Source organism: Marinobacter pelagius (genome assembly GCF_003315345.1).
GTDB classification, from domain to species: Bacteria; Pseudomonadota; Gammaproteobacteria; order Pseudomonadales; family Oleiphilaceae; genus Marinobacter; species Marinobacter pelagius_A.
Genome location: NZ_QNRO01000011.1, coordinates 103987 through 123628 on the forward strand (window position 1 = coordinate 103987; position 19642 = coordinate 123628).

Sequence of the window (19642 nt, forward strand, 5' to 3'; positions counted from 1 at the left end):
CCTTTTTTCTTTTTACGGCGCTGCCAGGGGAAGGTGGCCGGTCTTGACCCAGATAACGGTTTCCTGATCCACGAACGGGTGATGCTGGCTCATGTGCGGGCTGCGTATCCAGGTGCCGGCAGGATAGCGGCCATGTTCGTCGCAGAACTCGCCGGAAAGCACAAAGATTTCCTCGCCACCGAAGTGTCGGTGGGGCTGGAATACCTCGTTGGCCGGCCACTTCACCAGTGCCACATGCTCGTGCTCGAAATCGTGCAGGGGCATCACCTGAAGCCCCCCAATCCCCGGTAGCCACTCGGCCGTGCGGGTATCCACCCGGACGGTTTCCGTGTCTCTCTCGTCAAACTGGTGCAGTTTCACCAGCAGAGTACATCCTTCCTTGCTGAAGGGGGCGTGGCCACTGCCGGGAGGGTTGCGAAGGTAGGTGCCGGCGGGGTAGTCGCCGGTCTCGTCGGAGAACACGCCTTCGAGTACCAGAATTTCTTCGCCCAGCGGATGTTCATGGCGCTTGAACGATGCGCCCGGCTCATAGCGCACCACACTGGTGGCGTGACCCCGTTCCGCTTCTTCCCGGGCCAGTGGCTTCCGCATCACGCCACCGGCAGGGCTGGGTACCCAGTCCATCTCTGCGGTACGGATCACCACCTTTTCACTGAAATCCATATTGAGCATGACAAACCTCTGATTGCTGGAATGCCGGGAATACGCCAACGGAGATGCGCTGGATGACCGCGCAGGGCCGATTACTTGATCAGCGCCTGGATATCGCGGAATCGCGGGTGCCGGCAATCACGCATCCACTCGAACGCAACCATCTCCAGGGTAACAATCCGGGCTCCGCTCTCGTTCAGCCGATCCAGGGCGACATCCCGGTCAAAATCATTTCTCGAGCCGGTGGCGTCCGCCACCACCCACACCTTGTACCCCGCATCGAGAAGGCTCAGCGCAGTCTGCATCATACAGACATGGGTCTCACAGCCACCAATGACAATATGCTGCCGACCTTCCGGCAGCTGATCGATCAGGCCATCCGGGCAGGCATCGAAATGGGTCTTGTCGAGAACGGAATCGCACAGTTCCCGCACCGATTCGATATTGGGGCCGAGTTTGTCAGGCAACTGTTCGGTACCGAGTACCGGCACCCCAAGAAGACCCGCAATCGTCGCCAGTGTCGTACAGCGGTCAGCCACTTCCTCACCGAAGCTGATCGCGGGCATCAGCTTTTCCTGGAGATCAATCAGGACCAGGACAGATTGGTCTGCTTTCATCAGCATTGTTATTCTCCTTGTTCTGAGAGGGCAGTGTTTATACCAATTACCTCGATGATTATCATCAGCGTTCTGTTAACGATAGTCCTCAACCTGTTCAACCGTTAACCGGAAATCGGGCCAACGTGAAATTTTTTCGGTGATTTCCCGATAGGGTGTTGCCAAGGGCCTGAAAAACCATTACAGTTTGCGCCGCTCAAATGAGCGGTAACACCGCTGATTTGAAACAGTTTATAGGAGAGGTGGCCGAGTGGCTGAAGGCGCACGCCTGGAAAGTGTGTATACGTTAATAGCGTATCGAGGGTTCGAATCCCTCCCTCTCCGCCAATACAAAACCCCGTCAGAAATGGCGGGGTTTTTTATTAGCCGATTGGCGGGGTAAAAAGAAACCTATTCCACCACTTCCGCATATCGCAACACATCCAGGGGCGGATACATTCCGAGCCGATGCGCTGCCTCCATGTTCACGATATAGGAGAAGCGGCTAAGGTTACGAATGGGAACCTCGATCGGGCGAATCCTGTTAATCAGTACCTGCTCAGCCTGGAAGCCGGCGAGTTTACCCACGTTGTAGTAACGGCTGGCAACCGCTATCAGTGCTCCGGATTCCGATGCCATTGCGGCATAGGCGGTGGCAATGGGTAGCCCGCGGGCCGTCGCTTCTTTGATGAGCCGGTCCCGGTTAGCCATCAGGAAAGAGCTCGATCCTACGTATATGAAGTCAACATTGGCCCGTTCCATGGTGGAGATCGCGTCGGGCATCTGGTCAACGGCAGGTTTTCCGTCCGCCCCTAGAGGGAACTCATAGCTGACCAGTTCAAAACCTTCCTTTCTGGCCAGAGCGTCAATAGCGTCTGCGTTGAGCACGGAGTTGAGTTCGTTGCGGTTGAACAGCACTCCGAGCTTCCGGAACGGCCGATAGGCGCGTATCGCTTTAATCTGGACCTCTTCCGGAGCGCGGTTAAGTGTTCCGGTGATGTTTTCCCGGCCAGAGGATTCGACGCTTTTGATGATGCCTGCCCCGATCGGGTCTGCTACGATCATGAAAACCACCGGGATCTGCGTAATATGTTCAGCCGGATCGGTCTGGTCGATTGAGCCCACGACACCCCGCGTCACTGACGTCCCCCAGGTGACCACCAGATCCACATTCCGGTTTTTCGCCTCCGTGACAAACCCGGGTAGGCGGCTTCGGTCCCGGTTCGCATCCCGTATGAGAATATCCGCAGGAATGTCCCGTTGGCGGATATAATCCTGAAAGCCTTTACAGGCTTCCTCGCATCCTCGCCAGACCATCATGACAATAGTGAAGCGCGATTTGCTGGCCACAGCGGATTCCATCGGCAGAACCAGGGGCAGCATGAGCAATACGGCTGTAAAGAGGGAAGTGCCGACGCTCCGGTTCATGAGGTCTCTCCCGGGGATGCTTTTTCAACCTGCCTGACAGCCTGCAAATGGACAATAAGGAACAGAAAGGCGGTACTTGAAACCAGTATGCCGGTGAGGCCGATGCTTGCCTGATACCCGTAATTGGCGATCAGCATTGCGGAGACCATCAGGCCGAGCAAACTGCCAATTCGCTCAGAAAAGCGTAAGAAGCCCAGTATCGTGGTCCGACCCACTTTTTCTGCCTCACGGGCACAGATGAACAGAGCCAGGGGCACCTGCGCACCCTTGGTAAGAGCGTGGGTGAGGCCCAACACTGTCACCGAGATGACCACTGCCCATATGCTTTCCCATTCATTCAGCGTGACCAGGCCAATACCGGAAAGGAGTGATCCGAGTCCAATCAGCCAGGCCCGGGACCCAGCAAGATCCGCCATCCGGGATGCCGCCGGCCCGAAAAGGACAATCAGCAGGTAATACAGCATCATGACCCGTGCAATTTCAGAGGCGGTGGCGCCAAGATCAGACAGGTAGAGCGGCACCAGATACCATAAATAGGCAGCGACGAGGACGTTGGCGGGTATGGCTATGCATAGCAGGAACAATACGAAGTGGAGGTTGGATGCGACCCTCAAAGCGGCGCTAACGGAATGCTTCAGGGGAATCCGGTTTTGCTCGTGCGTACTTGTGTTTGCGCTCGGCTCGATTCCGGGGCTGTCCACCAGGGATCGGGAAGCTGCCATGCCGGCTAGTACAGCAATGACGGCGGCAAGTGCGAAGACCGTCTGATAGCCGAAGCGGTCGGCCAGGATACCACCCACGGCAGTACCACACATGGTTGCGCTCATGATTATGCCCACGAACAAAACCATGTTCCGCCCCCACTTCCGGGTATGGCTATTGGCAATGATGTAGTCCTGACAACTGACTGTGATCATGGCGTAACCGAGGGCAGTGGTCCCCCGCCATAAGACCAGTTCGCTGATGCTGCCAGCCAGAGAGCAGCCGATAAAGCCCGCTATTGCGGGTAACAAGCCGAGAAGAAAGAGCTTACGGCTTCCATATCGCTCAGCCCAACGGCCCGAATAGGGCGCGGCGATGGCCAGCACGGCAAGATACACGGCGATAGGCAAGCCTATTATCACTGGCTCATTCAGCCACGGCACGGGGGTATACAGTTCCTGGACAAACAGGGGCAGGAACGATTTCTGCAGTTCCTCGGCAAACGCAAAAAGAAACAGCGGTATCCGGACATCGCTGACAGCAGCGAGGCGCTCCGTGCCTGAATCCCTGATGGCCAGTCCGGCGCGTGCGCGAATGGTCTGGACCAGCACCAGCATGACCTCGAATGCGACCAGGATCGCCGCAATCAGGATAACCACAATGTTGAAAAAAATGTCGTCCAGTTGCTGCTGTGCATAGTGTTTGTCGACGCCCACATGAATGCGACCGAGAGTGCCGTCTACGGAGTGGAAGGCGATGGTGTAGTCGAGGGCGTCGTCCAGCTCCTTTACATCCGGACTACCGCCAGGGCCCGGGGACGCTGGCAGGGTTGCCATGGAGTTTCTTGTTTCCCCGCTGACATGCCCTCCCTGGTAGATGACCGGGCTATCTGCAGAGTTGATTGCTATGTAGACCAGTTCGACATGGTCACTAACGACATCCTCGAGATAACGCTCAGCGCCATAGATCTGCCCGAAGGGTATGCCAAGCTCAAGGGCGCGCATCAGGTCCGCTTCCACCATGGACCCGATCATCTGTGCTTTGGCTTCCAGTTCCGGGGCCAGCAATCTGTCGAAGTTCTTCATGACCAACCCGGCGACGGCCACCGAGGATAGCACCATTGCGGTGACCAACAGGACGAGAAGTCGTTGGGTAAGACGGTGAAGGATTCCTTTGCCGCTTGTCTTGCGCGCCTCCATTACTTGCCCGCGGTTTTCGCCGGCCCGCGCGACAATTGGGGAGGTCTCCGCGGACCTGTCGATGCTGCGGAAGCTCAGCCGAATACCGAAGTACACAAGCCCGATGAAGGCCGCCGTAACCAACGCTGCTCCGGTCAGCAGTGCCTTGCCCAGTGACCGGACTTTTTTATGGAACCCTCTCTTTGAGTAGGTGAGCGCTACACCGCCGACGGCTCTCCCGATACTGTCGGTCAGAGAGGCCCCGCTGATGAACTCGGATACTGTTTCCACGCCCCAGGTGCTGTCACCACGGTTTTTCTGAGTTGCCACGATTCCGGGATCAACAAAGTTTCCTGTCTGGTCCGGTGCCGTCGAGAAGAGGATCTTTCCGCCGGGGGCGAAAATGTCAATTCCTGTAATTTCCGGATCACTGGCTTGAGCGCGGAGGAGCAGGACGTCGGCGTTACGTAATTCGCCGAGCGATAACCCGAGGTCGATGGCGCCTTCCACGGAGTCGGCGATGTTTTCGCTGACAACAGAAATTCTGCCCTGGATCAGCTGGCCAAGCGTTGTCTGAAAGCGAAATACACTCATCGTGACGAGCAAGCTCACCACGAAGGTAACCAGCACCCCGGAGCAAGCAAGTGCCTTGGATGAGGTTTTCACGTACGCCTCCATGCGTAGGCGGTCACTAGAAGAAGCATAGACAACTTCCAACCACCTTCCATTCTGGTGTCCGACTCTGAATTTGACAGAGGTCAGATCACTGAGAGTTGAGCGTTGGACTTCGTTGACATATCGGAATAAGAATATATAAAAAGTATATAACTTTGAAAAAAGGAGAACCGCATGTCTCCACGTCCTTTCTGGTCACCCCTCTGGGCAGGCATTGCCCTGGGGCTGGCTTTATTTCTCACCTTTGTCCTGACCGGGCATGGCCTCGGTTCCAGCGGGTTCTTCACGCGACTGACAGCCGAGATCGGGCAATGGCTGGCACCGGAGCTGACTGCGGCCAACCGCTACCTGGGCGATTATGTCCGCGGTGAGCCACTGCAGGCCTGGATCACCTGGGAGGTGCTCGGAGCGTTCATTGGGGCACTTGTTGGCGCGCTCTCCGGTCGAAGGTTCAGGCCTCAGGTGGAACGGGGACCGTCATCCGGGATGGGTAGCCGGCTCGTGCTGGCTCTGATAGGCGGAATCCTGACAGGGCTCGGTGCCCGTCTGGCACGGGGCTGCACCAGTGGCCTCGGTCTTTCCGGGGGGGCCGCGTTGGCCGTTGGGGGCTTTGTGTTCCTGATCTGCTTCTTCGCGGCAGGTTTCCTGTTCAGCTTCATTGTAAGGAGGTACTGGCAATGATCTGGCCTCTCTATGATTCCGGCGTTGCGTCCGGTTTGCTGGCCGGCTTCCTGTTTGGCTTTGTGCTGGAGAATGCAGGTTTTGGCAGCCCCAGGAAACTTACCGGGCAGTTTCGCCTGGAAGACTGGTCCGTTTTCAAGGTGATGTTTACCGCCGTTATTGTGGCGGCCCTGCTGCTCTGGTTGTCGAAACAGTTCGGTTTGATGGGGGCTGGCAGCTACTACGTCCCCACGCCGTTCTATGTCGCGATGGCGGTTGGCGGATTGCTGATCGGTGCCGGCTTCGCCATTGGGGGTTATTGCCCGGGCACCTCGGTGACCGGGCTTGCCGGGGGGCGGATTGATGCCATCGTGTTTATGGTCGGAATGGTGCTGGGTACCGCGCTGTTTGCCGCCTGGTTCGGCCCGCTCGAGGAGCTCTACCTCGCGACGCCCGGCCCGCAGGGGCAGACTTTGATGGATCTTGCCGGCATTCCCGAATGGCTGATTATTCTCGTCTTGGCGGCGATGGCCTGGGGTGGTTTCAAGCTCGGCAGCAAGCTTGAGCAAAAGATGGGCGGACCCTACCAGGCTTCTGACCTTTATCCGGCCGACAACAGATAGAACTGAAGGAGCACAGTCATGACCAGTTACCGTTTCAAGCGTGCCGCCTTGCCTGTGGCTATCACTATCGCATTGGGCATGGGGGTTGCGGGGTGCTCGGATTCGCAGAACCCGGCTGCAACACAGGCCCAGACAAGCAGTCAGTCGGCGACCAATCCCTGTGCGGCTGCGAATCCGTGCGCTGCAGCCAGCCAGAGTGGGGCAAACCCTTGCGCGGCGGCCAACCCCTGCGCCGCAGCCAATCCGTCAGCAAATCCCTGTGCGGCAGGCTCCGATTCGGGTAGTGACGCATCCCAGCCAATGCCCGCTGCCGTTCCCAGAACGGCCACGGAAAATCCTGACCGGGGCTTGCCGTTCGCGATCGAAAACGATTGGCCCATGGTGCCCTACGGCAGCGAAATGCCACAGGTTGTCAAAAACTACAACCGGCCATCGCCGTTTATTGCTGCCGGCGGTCACGTCGAGAAAGGCGCAATGGCAGAACTGAAGGCCCAGGGATTCAACACCGTGGTCAGCCTGCTTACCGAAGAGGAGGGGGTAGCGGAGGAAAAGGCCGAGGCACATGCCGCGGGCCTGAATTTCTATGCCCTTGGCGTTTCCACCACTGCGCCGACCCAGGCTCAGGTCGAGGCATTCTCGAAGATTGCATCGTCACCGGCGAATTATCCCATCCTGCTTCATTGCGCCAGCAGCAATAGAGTAGGCGCCATGTGGGCTCTCTACCGGTTCCACATGGGTGTGCCTGCAGAGATTGCCATTGAGGAAGGACGGGCTGCCGGTCTGAAAACCAGTCGGGAGGGTGCTGTCCGGGAGCTCATGGGCCTTTGATGGATTTTCAGCCTGATCTCTCGGCCCTGACTGACGACGAGCTCGAAAGCCTCTTGGACTCCGCCCAACGGATCCGGGAGTGCTATCGGGTGCTCGAGAAAGCCGGCCTGAATATTGTCGGTGAGGTTTTGAAGGGGCAGGGAACCTTCTACGAGATGGAGCATTACCCGAAGGGCGATGTCTTCGACCGGGAGACCCGCAGCCAGTACTATTACCACGCCCACCGACCTGACAACCCCGAACACGGGCATTTCCACACGTTCCTGAGGCTGGTAGAGGGGGGGCAGGGCGAAGACCCCACCATGCACCTCATTGCCATATCCATGGATGCCTGGGGCTACCCGATTGGCCTGTTCACCACCAACCGCTGGGTGACCGACGAGAAGTGGCATTCCGCCGAGCAGGTCATTCCCCGGCTTGGCGAATTTGAAATTGACCATGCGTCACCGAGCTGGCCGGTCAACATCTGGATAACCCATTTGGTCCGGCTCTACCGGTTTCATATTGCAGCCCTGCTGGAAGAACGTGATCGGGTCATCCAGTCCGCCGGACGGCCGCTGGACGAAGTCTTGGAGAACCGGGACTTTGAGGTCCTCAGCAGTTGTGGGGTTGATGTTGAAGCGTGGGAGAAAACCCTGAATCAGGCCTTACGACAACAGCTTCGCTGAAATGTCAGTACCGCACCCCGAAATTCGAGAACTCCCCATTCGCCCGCTGCTCCTCAACCTCGATATCAGTCACTTTGGCCGCAGGTGGCCCTTCCTGGCACCACTGGTGAAGTTGCTGGAGCTCTTCCGGGCTTCCTTCAGCAATCACCTCGACCCGCCCGTCCGGCAGGTTTCTGGCGTAACCCGACAGCCCCAGCCGATTGGCTTCCTTCTCGGTGGAGGCCCGGTAGTAGACTCCCTGCACCTTGCCTGAGATCAGCATTTTCCAGCGTTTCTTGTCCATAGCGGTCGCACGACTCCGTTACATGTTAGCCTGAATTCAATCTAACGCCCCGGCGGGAAACGATTCAAGGAAAGCTAAAGTCATGTTCACCAAACATAATACCACCGGATTTTCGGATGCACTGATCTGCGAGGCGGAGGGGCTGGAGAGCCTTCGTTCAGTGTTGGTGCAGGCGGGTGTCTCCGATGTGCGGATTCCGGAGGTGGCCCGTGTGGATAACAATGTGCTGGAGATCACCGGCATCGAATCCGGGCCTGCCACCGCCGAAACCCTTGCCATGCTTGGAGAGGGCCTGGCCCTCATGCACCGGCTGAGGCAGGACCGATATGGCTGGGGACGGGACAACTACATCGGGCTGTCGCCGCAACCGAATCGCTGGTCGGAGTACTGGGGCGAGTTCTTCGTTTCAGACCGCCTGGCTTATCAGGTGGGCCGGATCCGGAATGCGGAGATCCGTGGTGAATTCGAGGTGGTGCTCAAGCGTCACGGTGAGGCTTTGGCAAGGTGGTTGGATAACACTTGTGAGCATCCGAGCTTGCTTCACGGAGACCTCTGGAACGGCAATGCCCTGTTTGACCGGAATGGTCCCTGGCTTATTGATCCGGCGGTCTATTGCGGTGACCGGGAGGCGGATCTCGCCATGACAGAAATGTTCGGCGGCTTCGGCGAGGCGTTCTACGAGGCCTACGATCGGATGTATGCACGCACTCCGGAGTATCCCCTCAAACGGGACATCTACAACCTGTACCACTATCTGAACCACTACAACCTGTTTGGTGGCGGTTACCTGGGTGGTTGTCACCGCGGTTTCGAAACGGTTCATACGGTCGTATCTCAGATGACGCCGTAACTTCGCAACAGGAATACGCCGGCAGTGACCGTAACGCTGGCCATCAGGGTGGTGAGGGCAATGATATTCGCCGCCAGGCGGTCGTTGCCACCCAGCGCCTTGACCATCACGAAGCTGGCGGCAGCGGTCGGGCTGGCAAAGAACAGGAACATCAGCCCCAGTTCCGGCCCCCGGAAACCGGCCAACCAGCCGGCAGCGGTACACAGGGCCGGCAATACGATCATCTTCATGGCGCTGGATCCGAACGCGGTCTTGCTGTCACTGCGAATGGAGCTCAGGGAGACGGTGGCGCCGATGCACAACAGGGCCAGCGGAAGGGTCAGGGAGGCGAAATAGTCGGCGCTGGTCATGACCCATGTCGGCAGCCCGATATTCAGCCAGGCAAAGGGAATGGCCACCACCACGGCGATAATCAGGGGGTTGCGGACAATGTCATGGATGATCTTGCGCCAGCTGGCGGACTGACCGGGCTGGTAGGCGATCAGCACCACCACCGAGAGTGCGTTGTAGGAGATGATCACCAAACCAAGCAGGATACCGCCGGCGGATAACCCGAAATCGCCATACAGATTGGCCGCCAGCGCCAGGCCGACAATCCCGCAGTTGCCCCGGAAAGCCCCTTGCACATACACCCCGCGATCCTCTCTACGCACGCGCCAGGTTGCCCAGAGCCAGGTCAGCCCGAAGCCGCCAAGGGTGGCCAGCAGGTAGAACAGCAGCAGCTCCGGATTCAGGGCGGTGCTGAGGTCGGCACGGATGATGCTCAGGAATACCAGCGTTGGCAGTGTTGCCTTGAAGACCAGGGCAGAGGCGGTGTTGATGAAGGGGGCGTCGATCCAGCCAATCCGTCGCAGCCCGAGCCCGATAAAGACCATGGCAAATACCGGTAAGGTCGTTTCCAGTGTCTGGAGAAAAATGTTGATCAGGTTCATCGCGGGGCCATGGACAAATAGTGCAGGGGGAAATCGTGGCGGCAGTGTATAATTTCCTTGAGGTTTTCCCAAGGATTTCACCAACCCGATGCCCGGACCGAACGGTTTTCAGCGGAGTTCTCTCAGGATCCAGCCCTGTGGCTGCCTGTTGGTATTAACCAGATCGCTGGACCGTATTGTCCAGTGCAGTGCCAATGCCGAGTATTTCCTGCAGGTTCCTGCTGAAACCCTGCTTGACCAGTCTCCGGAGGGAGTATTCGGTGCACGGGTGCTGGCCCGCATTCGCCGCGAACTGGCTGGAGACGATGTGCTCAGCGGGCCTGTGTCCATCCGCAAGGAGAACAAGGGCCGGCAGATCCGCCTCCAGGTGAATGCCTTTCGTTCCGGGGCCTGGGTGGTCGTCGAAATTGAACCGTTGACGGGACTGGGAACCAGACGGATGACCGGAACGGTCAACCGCTGGCTCGGCAAACTGGCCAGTGCCCGTAACCCTGATGATCTAATGAATATCCTGGTGGACGGCGTTCGCGACCTGGTCAGGTTTGACCGGGTGGTGGTGGCGCACTTTGACGAGCAGGGCCATGGTGTCTTTCTTGCCGAGAGCAAGCGCAAGGGCGTTTCTCCGTTGCGGGGTCAGCGTTTTGCCGCCTCCGCGTATCCTCTGGCAGAACGCTCTAAAATGACCCGGCACCAGGTGCGGAGCATTCCGGATCTTGAGGCCGGCTTGGTACCGGTACTCGTTTCTGGCGGGATGACGAAAGATCAGCTGGCGGACGTCGATGCCAGCGGGACGGTGCTCCGGGCTCCGTCCCGGCGGCAGACCGCGTATCTGAATTATTTCAAGGCTCAGGCACTGCTCTCTATCGCGATTGTCGGCCCTTCAGGCCTCTGGGGCCTGGTTACCTGCACCTCGCAAAAGCCGGTTCCCCTTGCTCCAACTCTGAGAGATGCGGCGCGCACTCTGGTGCTGATGGCCACCCAGCGCCTGTTCCTGCTGAAATCCCGTATGGAAGCCCAGTTTTTACAGCGCGTTCACAAGTCCAGGGATTTTCTGGCCGCGGATATCACAGTCGGGTTGTCTCCGGCCAGGATGCTGGAGAAATACGCCCCCGACTGGCTGGCATTGTTCCGCGCCAGTGGCATGGCCTATGCCAACAGCGGTGATATTGCAGCGCTCGGGGAGGTCCCTCCCGCCGCTTCGCTCGACCAACTGGTCGCCAGGTTGAACGCCGAGCAGCAGGGCCGGTCACCCTGGGTGTCGGCGAGTCTGAAAGAGGAGCCGCTGGCCAGAGGGCTGGAGCTCGGTGCAGCCTGCGGTTTGCTTGCCGTTCCACTACCGGGGGAGCGGGTTACCAGCTGGTTCATGGTATTCCGGGGAGAACATGGTCGAGGCATATACTGGGAGGGCCGTCCGGAAGTGGATATCCTGACCAGTGCGCCGGGGGAGGAGGAAACCTTTCGCAAGGCCTTTGGTTCCTGGCTGGAAGCCACGGAAGGCAGCAGTGAATCCTGGAAACGGGTAGAGCGCCTTGCTGCGGTGGACCTGGCAGAGGACATGGCGCTGCTGGCATCGATCAGTGAGATCACCCGCCTGAACGAGCTGCTCAAGACAGAGCAGGCGGCCCTGGCGCAGGCCAACGAGCAACTCAGTCATGCTGCCAGCCATGACTCTCTGACCGGCCTGTGGAATCGTTACCGTACGGAATATGAGCTGGACCGTGAGCTGGCGAAAGCACGGCGCCATGGTCTCCCGTTTTCAGTGCTGCTGCTGGATGTCGATCATTTCAAAAACATCAACGACACCTGGGGACACGCTGTCGGTGACGAGGTGTTGCATGAAGTCGCACGGAAGGTCACCGGTGTATTGCGACAGGAGGATCATCTCGGGCGCTGGGGTGGTGAGGAGTTTGTCATCCTCGCCGCTGGCGCCGGTCGCGGGGATGGTGTGGCGTTGGCCGATCGGGTCCGCCAGGCCGTAACCGAAGTAACGGTGTCTGGAGTGCAAACCATAATCACTGCCAGTATTGGTGTAGCCACCTGGCGCCCGGAAGACAAGCGCAAGTCAATTATCCAGCGGGCAGACCGGGCCATGTATGCCGCCAAGAAGGGCGGTCGGAACCGGGTGGAGACCGACGAGGGCCTGTAACAGACCCTCGTCATTGGTTCAGGCTTTCAGCTGGTCGCCCACGGGCAGCCGGCGAATGCGCTTGCCGGTGGCAGCATAGATGGCATTGCACAGCGCCGGGGCCACCGGAGGCAGGCCGGGCTCGCCAACGCCGCCCATGGGTTCGTCCTGGCGGTCCATCAGGTGGATATGGATCTCCTTCGGTGCGTCCGGCATCCGGGGCAGCAGGTAGGTATCGAAGTTGTCCTGCTGGACAACGCCATGCTTGAAGGTGACTTCGCTCATCAGGGCGACACCGATGCCCATCACGCAGGCACCTTCGAGCTGGGAGTGGATCCTCTCCGGATTGGCCTGCCGACCGCAGTCAAAGGCAATGTCGGCCCGGTGAATGATCACGTTGCCGCTGTCATCGACTTCCACATCGAACACGATGGCGGTGTAGGACACGAAGCTGTGGTGAAACGCCAGTCCCATCCCACGGCCCTCCGGTAGCTCCTTGCCCCAACCGGCGGCCGCTGTGGCTTTCTCGACCACGGCCCGCATGCGCCCGGTGTCAATGGGGTGCATATCCGGGTCTTCACCGTAGTTCCAGCCATCACCCACCGTCAGGTTATGGATCTCCCGGCCAGGACCCAATAGCTCGAGCACGTAATCCCGATGATCCCTGCCGGCGGCGACCGAGACTTCGTGGGCAAAGCTCTGGATGGCCCAGGCATGGGGTAGGTTGTACACCGAGCGGAACCAGCCGATTCTCACGTGGGCCGGTGCCGGCGGGTTCTCAAGCCGGATGGCGGGAATACTGAACGGCATGGTGTTGAAACCCATGCCAAGCTCGAACTCGCCCTTGTGCTCCGGGTCCGGGGCGAACAGGGAGCCAATGCTGGGTGACAGGGTGCGGTGGCGCCATGCCAGCGCATTGCCGTCACTATCGAGTCCTGCTTCCAGGTGATCCACCGACACCGCGTGGAAGTAGGCATGATGAATATCATCCTCGCGGGTCCACTGAAGGCGAACGGGGCGGCCTTCGAAGGCCTGCGCCACGCTGGCGGCCTCCGCCGCGTAATCGGGTTTGGATTTCCGGCCGAAACCACCGCCGAGCAGGGTCACATTGACCCGCACCTTCTCCCGGTCCATACCCAGCCGACCCGCGACGGTATCCCGGGTAGCACGGGGGTTCTGCACCGGTGCCCAGACTTCCGCCTCACCGTTTTTGACCACTACGGTCGCGACCATGGGCTCCATGGGAGATTGCGCCATGTGCGGCATGTAGTAGGTAGCGGATACGGTCTTGCCGGCCTGCTTAAGGGCGCCTTCGACGTCGCCGTTCTCCCGGATAACCCGGCCGGGCGATTGGGCACGTTCCTCCAGCGCTTTGCGATAGGATTCAGAAGTGTAGCTGGCATTGTCCCCGGCGGGGCCGTTGTCCCACTGGATTTTCAGCTTCCTGCGGCCCTCGATTGCTGCCCAGGTATTGGTGGCGACTACCGCCACGCCGCCGAGCGGACTGAAACCGGCGGGCTGCCCGGTGCCTTCTATTTCGAGGGTTTTCTGAACGCCCGGCACTTTCAAGGTTTCCGAGTCATCGTAGCTTTCCAACTTGCTGCCATAGACCGGAGGGCGGGCAATGACCGCATACAGCGGATTTTCCACCTCGACATCGGCGCCGAAGATCGCCTTGCCGGTAACGATGTCTTCGCCGTCTATGGCCTTGGGATAGGCAGACTCCAGCTTGCCGTTGATGTAGCCGGATTCACGGCCGATAAAACGCAACTCGTCAGCGGTCTTCAGCACCAGGTCGTTGCGGCCGGGTACGTCCAGCCCCCTGGCGGCTTTTGCCAGTTCTCCAAAGCCCAGCTCTTTGCCAGACGGGATATGGATGACCTTGTGAATGTCGGTCCGGACCTCATGTAGTGGCACCGACCACTGGTTGGCGGCTGCCTGTTCCAGCATCAGGCGGGCGGCGGCCGCGGCGCGGCGCATGGGATCGTACCAGTGGCGCATGCTGCGGGAACCGTCGGTATTCTGGTTGCCGTATTTTTCCTGGTTGGCCTCCGCCTGGCGCACCTTCACCCGGTCCCAGTCGGCGCCCAGTTCGTCGGCGGCCAGCAAAACCAGGCTGGTACGGATACCCTGACCCATTTCGGAGCGGTTATTGACGACGGTGACAGTGCCGTCGGAATCGATATGAATGAACACGTTCGGATCATCGACCCAGCCACCTGGCATGGCGCCGGCGCCGAACTGGGCCTTTTCATTGGCCAGGGGCATATCCCAGCGCGCGGCCAGCACGAGGGCCGAGCCTCCGGCAAGCCCCATGAGGAAACGGCGGCGGCTTACATTCGCTAAAAGCAGTTTGTCGTCGGATCTGCTCATGCCTGATCCTCCTTGCCGGCGACCCGTTCAATGGCTGCGAGAATCCGGTTGTAGGTACCGCAGCGGCACAGGTTGCCGGCCATGGCATCGACAATCTCGCTGGTATCCGGGTTGGGTGTTCTTTTCAGCAGGGCGGTGGCGTTCATGATCTGGCCACCCTGGCAGTAGCCACACTGGGCGACACCGAGGTCCAGCCAGGCCTGCTGGACCTTGCTGCCCACCGGATCTTCGGCCATGGCTTCGATCGTTGTGATCTCGCCTTTGGCGGCGGATACCGGTGTCACGCAGGAACGGATGGCCGTACCATTCAGATGCACGGTGCAGGCGCCGCACTGGGATACACCGCAGCCGAACTTTGTGCCTTTCATGCCGACCACATCCCTGATCGCCCAGAGCAGAGGCATGTTGTCCGGGACGTCGAGTTCGTGTTGCTCGCCGTTTATGTTGAGCGTAACCATGGGGTTCTCTCTGTCAGATGAATTTCAGGCTTTACCTCACTGTAGCTGTACGCGAGTGAAAGGCAAAAAGCTCAGTATCCCGCGAGAAAGCCCGTTTGCTGGATGGTCATGTAAGCAGCGGTGCCGGCAGCAATGGATAGCAGGGCATTGCGCCGCCAAAGATGGATGGCAACCACCAGCAATCCTGGCAGTATCGCATCCAGGCCAGGGAGGGCGGCATTCCAGTTACCCGAACGGGTGAGGAACACCGTCGCCAGCAGGGCCATGACCGCAGCCGGCAGGTAACGGCCAAGGTGTTTGATGAGCGGGTGTTCGGTGTGGCGTTCGAAGAACACGAACGGGATCACCCGGGTGGCAAAGGTTGCGATGGCCGCGACGCCGATAAAGGCAAACAGGTAAGACATGTCAGCCATGGTGTGCGCCCTCGGTTGCACCGGCGTCCTTCAGGCGGCGGTAGTGCAGTAGCAGAACGGCGGTCACGATGACAATGGCCCCGATCAGCTGGTGCGACGGGGACAACAGCAGCATGGCGATACCGGCCGCGGCGGCACCGGTCCAGATCGGGAAACCGTCTTTCAGGGCCTTGTACTGTTCGATAGTGAGCACGATAAACAGGGCCACCAGGGCGAATTCGATGCCCGTGCTGTCGAAGGCCACATTGTCGCCCAGCAGGGCGCCGATGGCGCAGCCAATGACCCAATAGCATTGGTTAAAACCGGTAATGCGGAAGTCCACCTCCTGTTCATGGTGGCGCTCAGGGCCCCGGGGGCGGCTGGTAAGCAGGGAATAGGTTTCGTCGGTCAGCCCGAAAATCAGGTAGGCCTTGCGCCAGCCCGCACCCCGGAACTGGCCCAGCAGCGACAGCCCGTAGAACAGGTGCCGGGCGTTCAGAACGAACATAGCGACAAAGACCTCGACCATGCCGGCGCCGACGGCCAGCAGGCTGACCGCCAGAATCTGGCCGGCCCCGGCATAGATGAGCACGCCCATCAGTGGCGCCGCCCACCAGGGATAGTCCAGCTGGGTCGCGAACAGCACGCCGAAGGCCATTCCAAGCGGAATGTAACCGAACAGGATGGGAAGGGTCAGGCGAAAGACAGACTGGTTCATTAGCATCCAAACCGTTGAAAGCGACGCATGATAGTGAATCATGTCAGGATTTTGAAGCTGAGCTGTTGTTACGGGGCTTCTACCCGGGGCGTTAAATCCTTAACATACCCTCACTCACAGGAGGGATAATGACCGACGAAGCAGCCCTGCAACCAGAGCCGGACCCGCGCGAAGAGAAGTTCGTGGTGGATACGGAGCTACTCACCTTGGACCAGCTTCAGGGACTGGTTGAGGAGTACTGCACCCGCTACCATGGCCTCAATGACACAGAGAACCCTTTTGCCGAGAGGGAGCGTGTCATGGCAGCCGTCCGGCGGGGCGATCTGGTGGTCTGGTTCGATCCGGTAGAAAATACTGCCGGACTGGGCGTGCCCGAGTAGGGTAGAATCCCGCTGTATTTCCTGAAGCCGTGTGCGAGGTGGAATCTTGATCAGCGTATTGGTTGTCGACGACCACGAACTGGTGCGTTCCGGAATTACCCGGATGCTGGCGGACAACCCCGACATTGATGTGGTGGGTCAGGCATCGTCCGGAGAGGACGCCATCGAGTTTGTGCGCAAGAAACGGCCTGATATTGTCCTTATGGATATCCGTATGCCGGGTATCGGTGGACTGGAGGCCACCCGCAAGATCCTCCGTATCGATGATTCCATCCGCGTGATTGTGGTGACCGCCTGCGCCGATGATCCCTATCCGACCCGGGTAATGCAGAGCGGCGCCAGTGCCTATATCACCAAGGGCGCGGACATCCAGGAGATGGTGCGTGCCATCCGTCAGGCCCATTCCGGACAGCGTTATATCAGCCCCGAAATCGCCCAGAAGATGGCGCTCAAGCAGATCTCCGGAGACAAGGATGAGAATGGTGAGCTATCGCTGTTCGAGCGGCTTTCCGAGCGGGAAATGCAGATTGCGATGATGGTGGTGGATTGCCAGAAGGTGCAGGACATTTCTGACAAGCTGTGCCTGAGCCCCAAGACCGTCAACAGCTACCGTTACCGGATTTTTGAAAAGCTGGAAATCTCCAGCGACGTGGAACTGGCCCTGATGGCCGTGCGGCTTGGATTACTGGATGCCGACAAGGTCTGACCCCAAGCCCGACCAGAACGGGGAGTTCGATAGCAAAAACTTCCTGAAGCAGTTGACCGAAAGGCCCGGCGTCTACCGGATGTACGACGCGGCGGGGGAGGTGCTGTATGTCGGCAAGGCGCGCAACCTGAAAAAGCGGGTCAGCAGCTATTTCCGCAAAACCGGCCTGGCACCCAAAACTGAAGCCCTGGTCGCCAAGATCGACTCCATCGAGGTCACCATTACCGGCAGCGAGACCGAAGCCTTGCTGCTGGAACAGAACCTGATCAAGTCCCTGCGGCCGCCCTATAACATTCTGCTGCGTGACGACAAGTCCTACCCCTATATCTATCTTTCCTCCCACACGGACTATCCGTCCCTGACCTTTCGACGAGGGCGGACCAAGAAAGGCGGCGGGACCTGGTTCGGTCCGTTTCCGAGCTCAGGAGCGGTCAAGGAAAGTCTTAATATTCTGCAGAAGGTTTTCCGCATAAGGTCTTGTAGTGAAAGCTATTTCAGAAACCGGACAAGGCCCTGCCTGCAGTACCAGATCAACCGGTGTACGGCGCCTTGTGTAGGGTTTATCAGCCCCGAGGAATACCAGGAAGATATTCGCCACGCGACCATGTTCCTGGAAGGCAAGAACCCGGCCATCATCCATGACCTGATGAACGCCATGGAAACGGCCTCGAAGAATCTCGAGTTCGAGAAGGCAGCGGCCTATCGGGATCAGATCAACCACCTGCGCCACGTCCAGGAGCAGCAATCCGTGGACAGTGCCGGGGGCGATGCGGATGTCATTGCGATTGCCCAGGATGCCGGAATCGTCTGTATTGTGGTGATTATTGTGCGTGGTGGCCGGGTACTGGGCACCAAGGATTATTTCCCCCGGTATTCGATCGAACAGACCGAAGGGGAATTGCTCAGCGCTTTCCTCGGTCAGTATTATTTCGGGGGCAATACCCGCCGCGAGATTCCCCGGGACATTCTGGTGCCGGTCGAGGTTGAGGGTCAGGAATTGCTGGCCCAGGCGCTCTCCGACGCGGCTAACCGAGAGACCCGTATCCGTGGTAATGTTCGCGGAGAGCGGCGCCGGTGGCTGGAACTGGCCATGACCAATGCCCGGCAGACCCTGCTTACACACCTGGCCAGCAAGGAGACCGTGTATCGCCGTTTGCTGGCGCTGCGGGACCTGCTGGAGTTGCCGGAAACCCCGTCGCGTATGGAATGTTTCGATATCAGCCACAGCCACGGGGAAAACACGGTCGCATCCTGTGTCGTTTTCGACGAGAATGGCCCGCTGAAGAGCGACTACCGGCTATATAACATTGAAAACGTGAAGGCCGGCGACGACTACGGCGCCATGCGTCAGGTGCTGACCAGAAGGTACAGGCGGATGGTTGCGAGTGACGGCAAGCGTCCCGAGCTGGTGTTCATCGATGGCGGCAAGGGCCAGTTGAATGTCGCCCGGGAGGTTTTCGACGAACTCGGAATATCCGATATTCCGCTGATCGGCGTCGCGAAGGGGGTTACCCGCCGGGCCGGCATGGAGCAGCTCATAGATGCCATGACCGGGGATGTGTTCCGGGTACCGGCGGATTCGCCCGCGTTGCACCTGATCCAGCATATCCGGGACGAGTCCCACCGGTTCGCTATTACCGGTCACCGGGCGCGGCGGGACAAGAAGCGTCGGCAGTCCACTCTTGAGGGAATCGAGGGCGTAGGGCCGAAACGCCGCCGCGAACTGATCCGCTACTTTGGCGGTATCCAGGAGATTCGCAAGGCCAGCGTCGACGAAATGACGAAGGTGCAGGGCATCAGCAAGGCCCTGGCGGAAACGATTTACGCAGCATTGCATAACGAATAGGAAGCCCATGAACCTGCCAAACCTGCTCACACTCTCCCGCATCGTGATGATCCCCGTGTTCGTGGTGATCTTCTACCTGCCCGTGGAGTGGAGCTACATCGTCAGTGCCCTGATTTTTGCCCTGGCCGGGGTGACTGACTGGCTGGATGGCTACCTGGCCCGCAAACTCAACCAGAGCACGCCGTTCGGCGCGTTTCTGGATCCGGTTGCGGACAAACTGATGGTGGCGGTGGCCCTGGCGGTGTTGATTGAAGAGCACTCCGCCGCGCTGCTGACCATTCCGGCCACGGTGATCATTGGCCGGGAAATCGTGATTTCCGCGCTACGGGAGTGGATGGCGGAAATGGGCAGTCGGGCAAGCGTGGCGGTTTCCTACATCGGAAAGATCAAGACAACCGCCCAGATGGCGGCCATCGTCGGTTTGCTGGCATTTCCCCCCGGCCAGACCCTGGCCTATGTGGCCATCGCGCTGCTGTATGTGGCGGCGGTACTGACCCTCTGGTCCATGATCCTTTACCTCAAAGCCGCCTGGAAGGATCTGTTTCCGGAAGCGGAATAGCCGGAATTTCC

General features: G+C 59.2%; 21 protein-coding genes and 1 tRNA gene. 12 read left to right on the plus strand and 10 right to left on the minus strand.

The window, feature by feature from the left end; translation table 11 throughout:
• Positions 1-12 precede the first annotated feature (12 nt).
• Together DET50_RS11220 and DET50_RS11225 are read right to left on the minus strand one after the other, a co-directional pair.
• The gene (locus tag DET50_RS11220; protein ID WP_113862939.1) at positions 13-672 is read right to left on the minus strand and encodes a cupin domain-containing protein; all 660 of its coding nucleotides are present in this window, start codon (positions 670-672) and stop codon (positions 13-15) included.
• 71 nt (positions 673-743) lie between these two features.
• Positions 744-1274, minus strand: a complete 531-nt coding sequence (locus DET50_RS11225) for an isochorismatase family protein (RefSeq protein WP_113862940.1) — start codon at positions 1272-1274, stop codon at positions 744-746.
• 27 nt (positions 1275-1301) lie between these two features.
• Between DET50_RS11225 and DET50_RS19615 the strand changes: the two genes are divergently transcribed.
• Both DET50_RS19615 and DET50_RS11235 read left to right on the plus strand, forming a co-directional pair.
• The gene (locus tag DET50_RS19615; protein WP_404932738.1) at positions 1302-1376 is read left to right on the plus strand and encodes a DUF2905 family protein; all 75 of its coding nucleotides are present in this window, start codon (positions 1302-1304) and stop codon (positions 1374-1376) included.
• A gap of 128 nt (positions 1377-1504) precedes the next feature.
• Positions 1505-1595, plus strand: a tRNA-Ser gene (locus DET50_RS11235).
• Between the two features lie 63 nt (positions 1596-1658).
• On the opposite strand, the gene DET50_RS11240 is transcribed toward DET50_RS11235, so the two are convergent.
• Both DET50_RS11240 and DET50_RS11245 read right to left on the minus strand, forming a co-directional pair.
• Positions 1659-2675, minus strand: coding sequence for an ABC transporter substrate-binding protein (locus tag DET50_RS11240; RefSeq protein WP_113862941.1), 1017 nt, complete (start codon positions 2673-2675; stop codon positions 1659-1661).
• On the minus strand, positions 2672-5221 hold the full coding sequence (locus DET50_RS11245) for an MFS transporter (protein ID WP_181799971.1): 2550 nt from the start codon (positions 5219-5221) through the stop codon (positions 2672-2674). Before DET50_RS11245 ends, DET50_RS11240 begins: the two co-directional genes overlap by 4 nt.
• Before the next feature lie 183 nt (positions 5222-5404).
• Between DET50_RS11245 and DET50_RS11250 the strand changes: the two genes are divergently transcribed.
• From DET50_RS11250 to DET50_RS11265, 4 genes are read left to right on the plus strand one after another with little or no spacing between them, the layout of a single operon-like run.
• The gene (locus DET50_RS11250) at positions 5405-5911 is read left to right on the plus strand and encodes a YeeE/YedE thiosulfate transporter family protein (protein ID WP_113862943.1); all 507 of its coding nucleotides are present in this window, start codon (positions 5405-5407) and stop codon (positions 5909-5911) included.
• On the plus strand, positions 5908-6513 hold the full coding sequence (locus tag DET50_RS11255; protein WP_113862944.1) for a DUF6691 family protein: 606 nt from the start codon (positions 5908-5910) through the stop codon (positions 6511-6513). The genes DET50_RS11250 and DET50_RS11255 overlap by 4 nt, the downstream gene beginning before the upstream one ends.
• An 18-nt stretch (positions 6514-6531) precedes the next feature.
• The gene (locus tag DET50_RS11260) at positions 6532-7341 is read left to right on the plus strand and encodes a protein tyrosine phosphatase family protein (protein WP_181799972.1); all 810 of its coding nucleotides are present in this window, start codon (positions 6532-6534) and stop codon (positions 7339-7341) included.
• The gene (locus DET50_RS11265; protein WP_113862946.1) at positions 7341-8009 is read left to right on the plus strand and encodes a DUF6969 family protein; all 669 of its coding nucleotides are present in this window, start codon (positions 7341-7343) and stop codon (positions 8007-8009) included. Before DET50_RS11260 ends, DET50_RS11265 begins: the two co-directional genes overlap by 1 nt.
• Positions 8010-8013: 4 nt before the next feature.
• Here DET50_RS11265 and DET50_RS11270 read toward each other — a convergent pair whose 3' ends face one another.
• The gene (locus tag DET50_RS11270) at positions 8014-8292 is read right to left on the minus strand and encodes an acylphosphatase (RefSeq protein ID WP_092002336.1); all 279 of its coding nucleotides are present in this window, start codon (positions 8290-8292) and stop codon (positions 8014-8016) included.
• A gap of 82 nt (positions 8293-8374) precedes the next feature.
• Here DET50_RS11270 and DET50_RS11275 point away from each other — a divergent pair, with 82 nt between their 5' ends.
• Positions 8375-9142: a fructosamine kinase family protein gene (locus tag DET50_RS11275; RefSeq protein ID WP_113862947.1), complete on the plus strand. Its 768-nt coding sequence runs from the start codon at positions 8375-8377 to the stop codon at positions 9140-9142.
• Here the strand turns inward: DET50_RS11275 and DET50_RS11280 are convergent.
• Positions 9127-10074 carry an AEC family transporter gene (locus DET50_RS11280; protein ID WP_113862948.1) on the minus strand — a complete coding sequence of 316 codons (948 nt, stop codon included), beginning with the start codon at positions 10072-10074 and terminating at the stop codon, positions 9127-9129. The two genes, DET50_RS11275 and DET50_RS11280, sit on opposite strands and share 16 nt — an antisense overlap.
• Before the next feature lie 88 nt (positions 10075-10162).
• On the opposite strand from DET50_RS11280, the gene DET50_RS11285 reads away from it, so the two are divergent.
• Complete coding sequence (locus DET50_RS11285; protein WP_113862949.1) at positions 10163-12220, plus strand: sensor domain-containing diguanylate cyclase; 2058 nt, start codon at positions 10163-10165, stop codon at positions 12218-12220.
• Between the two features lie 18 nt (positions 12221-12238).
• Here the strand turns inward: DET50_RS11285 and DET50_RS11290 are convergent, their stop codons facing one another.
• The 4 genes from DET50_RS11290 to DET50_RS11305 form a co-directional block, all read right to left on the minus strand.
• Positions 12239-14572: a xanthine dehydrogenase family protein molybdopterin-binding subunit gene (locus tag DET50_RS11290; RefSeq protein ID WP_113862950.1), complete on the minus strand. Its 2334-nt coding sequence runs from the start codon at positions 14570-14572 to the stop codon at positions 12239-12241.
• A complete protein-coding gene (locus DET50_RS11295; protein ID WP_113862951.1) occupies positions 14569-15030 on the minus strand; it encodes a (2Fe-2S)-binding protein in 462 nt (153 codons plus the stop codon). The genes DET50_RS11290 and DET50_RS11295 overlap by 4 nt, the downstream gene beginning before the upstream one ends.
• A 71-nt stretch (positions 15031-15101) precedes the next feature.
• A complete protein-coding gene (locus DET50_RS11300; RefSeq protein WP_113862952.1) occupies positions 15102-15443 on the minus strand; it encodes a branched-chain amino acid transporter permease in 342 nt (113 codons plus the stop codon).
• Positions 15436-16140: an AzlC family ABC transporter permease gene (locus tag DET50_RS11305; protein WP_113862953.1), complete on the minus strand. Its 705-nt coding sequence runs from the start codon at positions 16138-16140 to the stop codon at positions 15436-15438. The genes DET50_RS11300 and DET50_RS11305 overlap by 8 nt, the downstream gene beginning before the upstream one ends.
• A 128-nt stretch (positions 16141-16268) precedes the next feature.
• Between DET50_RS11305 and DET50_RS11310 the strand changes: the two genes are divergently transcribed.
• From DET50_RS11310 to pgsA, 4 genes are read left to right on the plus strand one after another with little or no spacing between them, the layout of a single operon-like run.
• Positions 16269-16520 carry a hypothetical protein gene (locus DET50_RS11310; protein WP_113862954.1) on the plus strand — a complete coding sequence of 84 codons (252 nt, stop codon included), beginning with the start codon at positions 16269-16271 and terminating at the stop codon, positions 16518-16520.
• A 46-nt stretch (positions 16521-16566) separates the two neighbouring features.
• On the plus strand, positions 16567-17226 hold the full coding sequence (gene uvrY / locus DET50_RS11315) for a UvrY/SirA/GacA family response regulator transcription factor (protein ID WP_092002311.1): 660 nt from the start codon (positions 16567-16569) through the stop codon (positions 17224-17226).
• Positions 17210-19072, plus strand: a complete 1863-nt coding sequence (gene uvrC / locus DET50_RS11320) for an excinuclease ABC subunit UvrC (protein ID WP_113862955.1) — start codon at positions 17210-17212, stop codon at positions 19070-19072. Before uvrY ends, uvrC begins: the two co-directional genes overlap by 17 nt.
• A gap of 7 nt (positions 19073-19079) precedes the next feature.
• The gene (gene pgsA / locus DET50_RS11325; RefSeq protein WP_113862956.1) at positions 19080-19631 is read left to right on the plus strand and encodes a CDP-diacylglycerol--glycerol-3-phosphate 3-phosphatidyltransferase; all 552 of its coding nucleotides are present in this window, start codon (positions 19080-19082) and stop codon (positions 19629-19631) included.
• Positions 19632-19642 lie beyond the last annotated feature (11 nt).

Coding starts and splice junctions, on each gene's coding strand:
- DET50_RS11220 (WP_113862939.1), bottom strand. CDS start 672: ATGCTCAATATGGATTTCAGTGAAAAGGTGGTGATCCGTACCGCAGAG.
- DET50_RS11225 (WP_113862940.1), bottom strand. CDS start 1,274: ATGCTGATGAAAGCAGACCAATCTGTCCTGGTCCTGATTGATCTCCAG.
- DET50_RS11240 (WP_113862941.1), bottom strand. CDS start 2,675: ATGAACCGGAGCGTCGGCACTTCCCTCTTTACAGCCGTATTGCTCATG.
- DET50_RS11250 (WP_113862943.1), top strand. CDS start 5,405: ATGTCTCCACGTCCTTTCTGGTCACCCCTCTGGGCAGGCATTGCCCTG.
- DET50_RS11255 (WP_113862944.1), top strand. CDS start 5,908: ATGATCTGGCCTCTCTATGATTCCGGCGTTGCGTCCGGTTTGCTGGCC.
- DET50_RS11260 (WP_181799972.1), top strand. CDS start 6,532: ATGACCAGTTACCGTTTCAAGCGTGCCGCCTTGCCTGTGGCTATCACT.
- DET50_RS11265 (WP_113862946.1), top strand. CDS start 7,341: ATGGATTTTCAGCCTGATCTCTCGGCCCTGACTGACGACGAGCTCGAA.
- DET50_RS11270 (WP_092002336.1), bottom strand. CDS start 8,292: ATGGACAAGAAACGCTGGAAAATGCTGATCTCAGGCAAGGTGCAGGGA.
- DET50_RS11275 (WP_113862947.1), top strand. CDS start 8,375: ATGTTCACCAAACATAATACCACCGGATTTTCGGATGCACTGATCTGC.
- DET50_RS11280 (WP_113862948.1), bottom strand. CDS start 10,074: ATGAACCTGATCAACATTTTTCTCCAGACACTGGAAACGACCTTACCG.
- DET50_RS11285 (WP_113862949.1), top strand. CDS start 10,163: ATGCCCGGACCGAACGGTTTTCAGCGGAGTTCTCTCAGGATCCAGCCC.
- DET50_RS11290 (WP_113862950.1), bottom strand. CDS start 14,572: ATGAGCAGATCCGACGACAAACTGCTTTTAGCGAATGTAAGCCGCCGC.
- DET50_RS11295 (WP_113862951.1), bottom strand. CDS start 15,030: ATGGTTACGCTCAACATAAACGGCGAGCAACACGAACTCGACGTCCCG.
- DET50_RS11300 (WP_113862952.1), bottom strand. CDS start 15,443: ATGGCTGACATGTCTTACCTGTTTGCCTTTATCGGCGTCGCGGCCATC.
- DET50_RS11305 (WP_113862953.1), bottom strand. CDS start 16,140: ATGAACCAGTCTGTCTTTCGCCTGACCCTTCCCATCCTGTTCGGTTAC.
- DET50_RS11310 (WP_113862954.1), top strand. CDS start 16,269: ATGACCGACGAAGCAGCCCTGCAACCAGAGCCGGACCCGCGCGAAGAG.
- uvrC (WP_113862955.1), top strand. CDS start 17,210: ATGCCGACAAGGTCTGACCCCAAGCCCGACCAGAACGGGGAGTTCGAT.
- pgsA (WP_113862956.1), top strand. CDS start 19,080: ATGAACCTGCCAAACCTGCTCACACTCTCCCGCATCGTGATGATCCCC.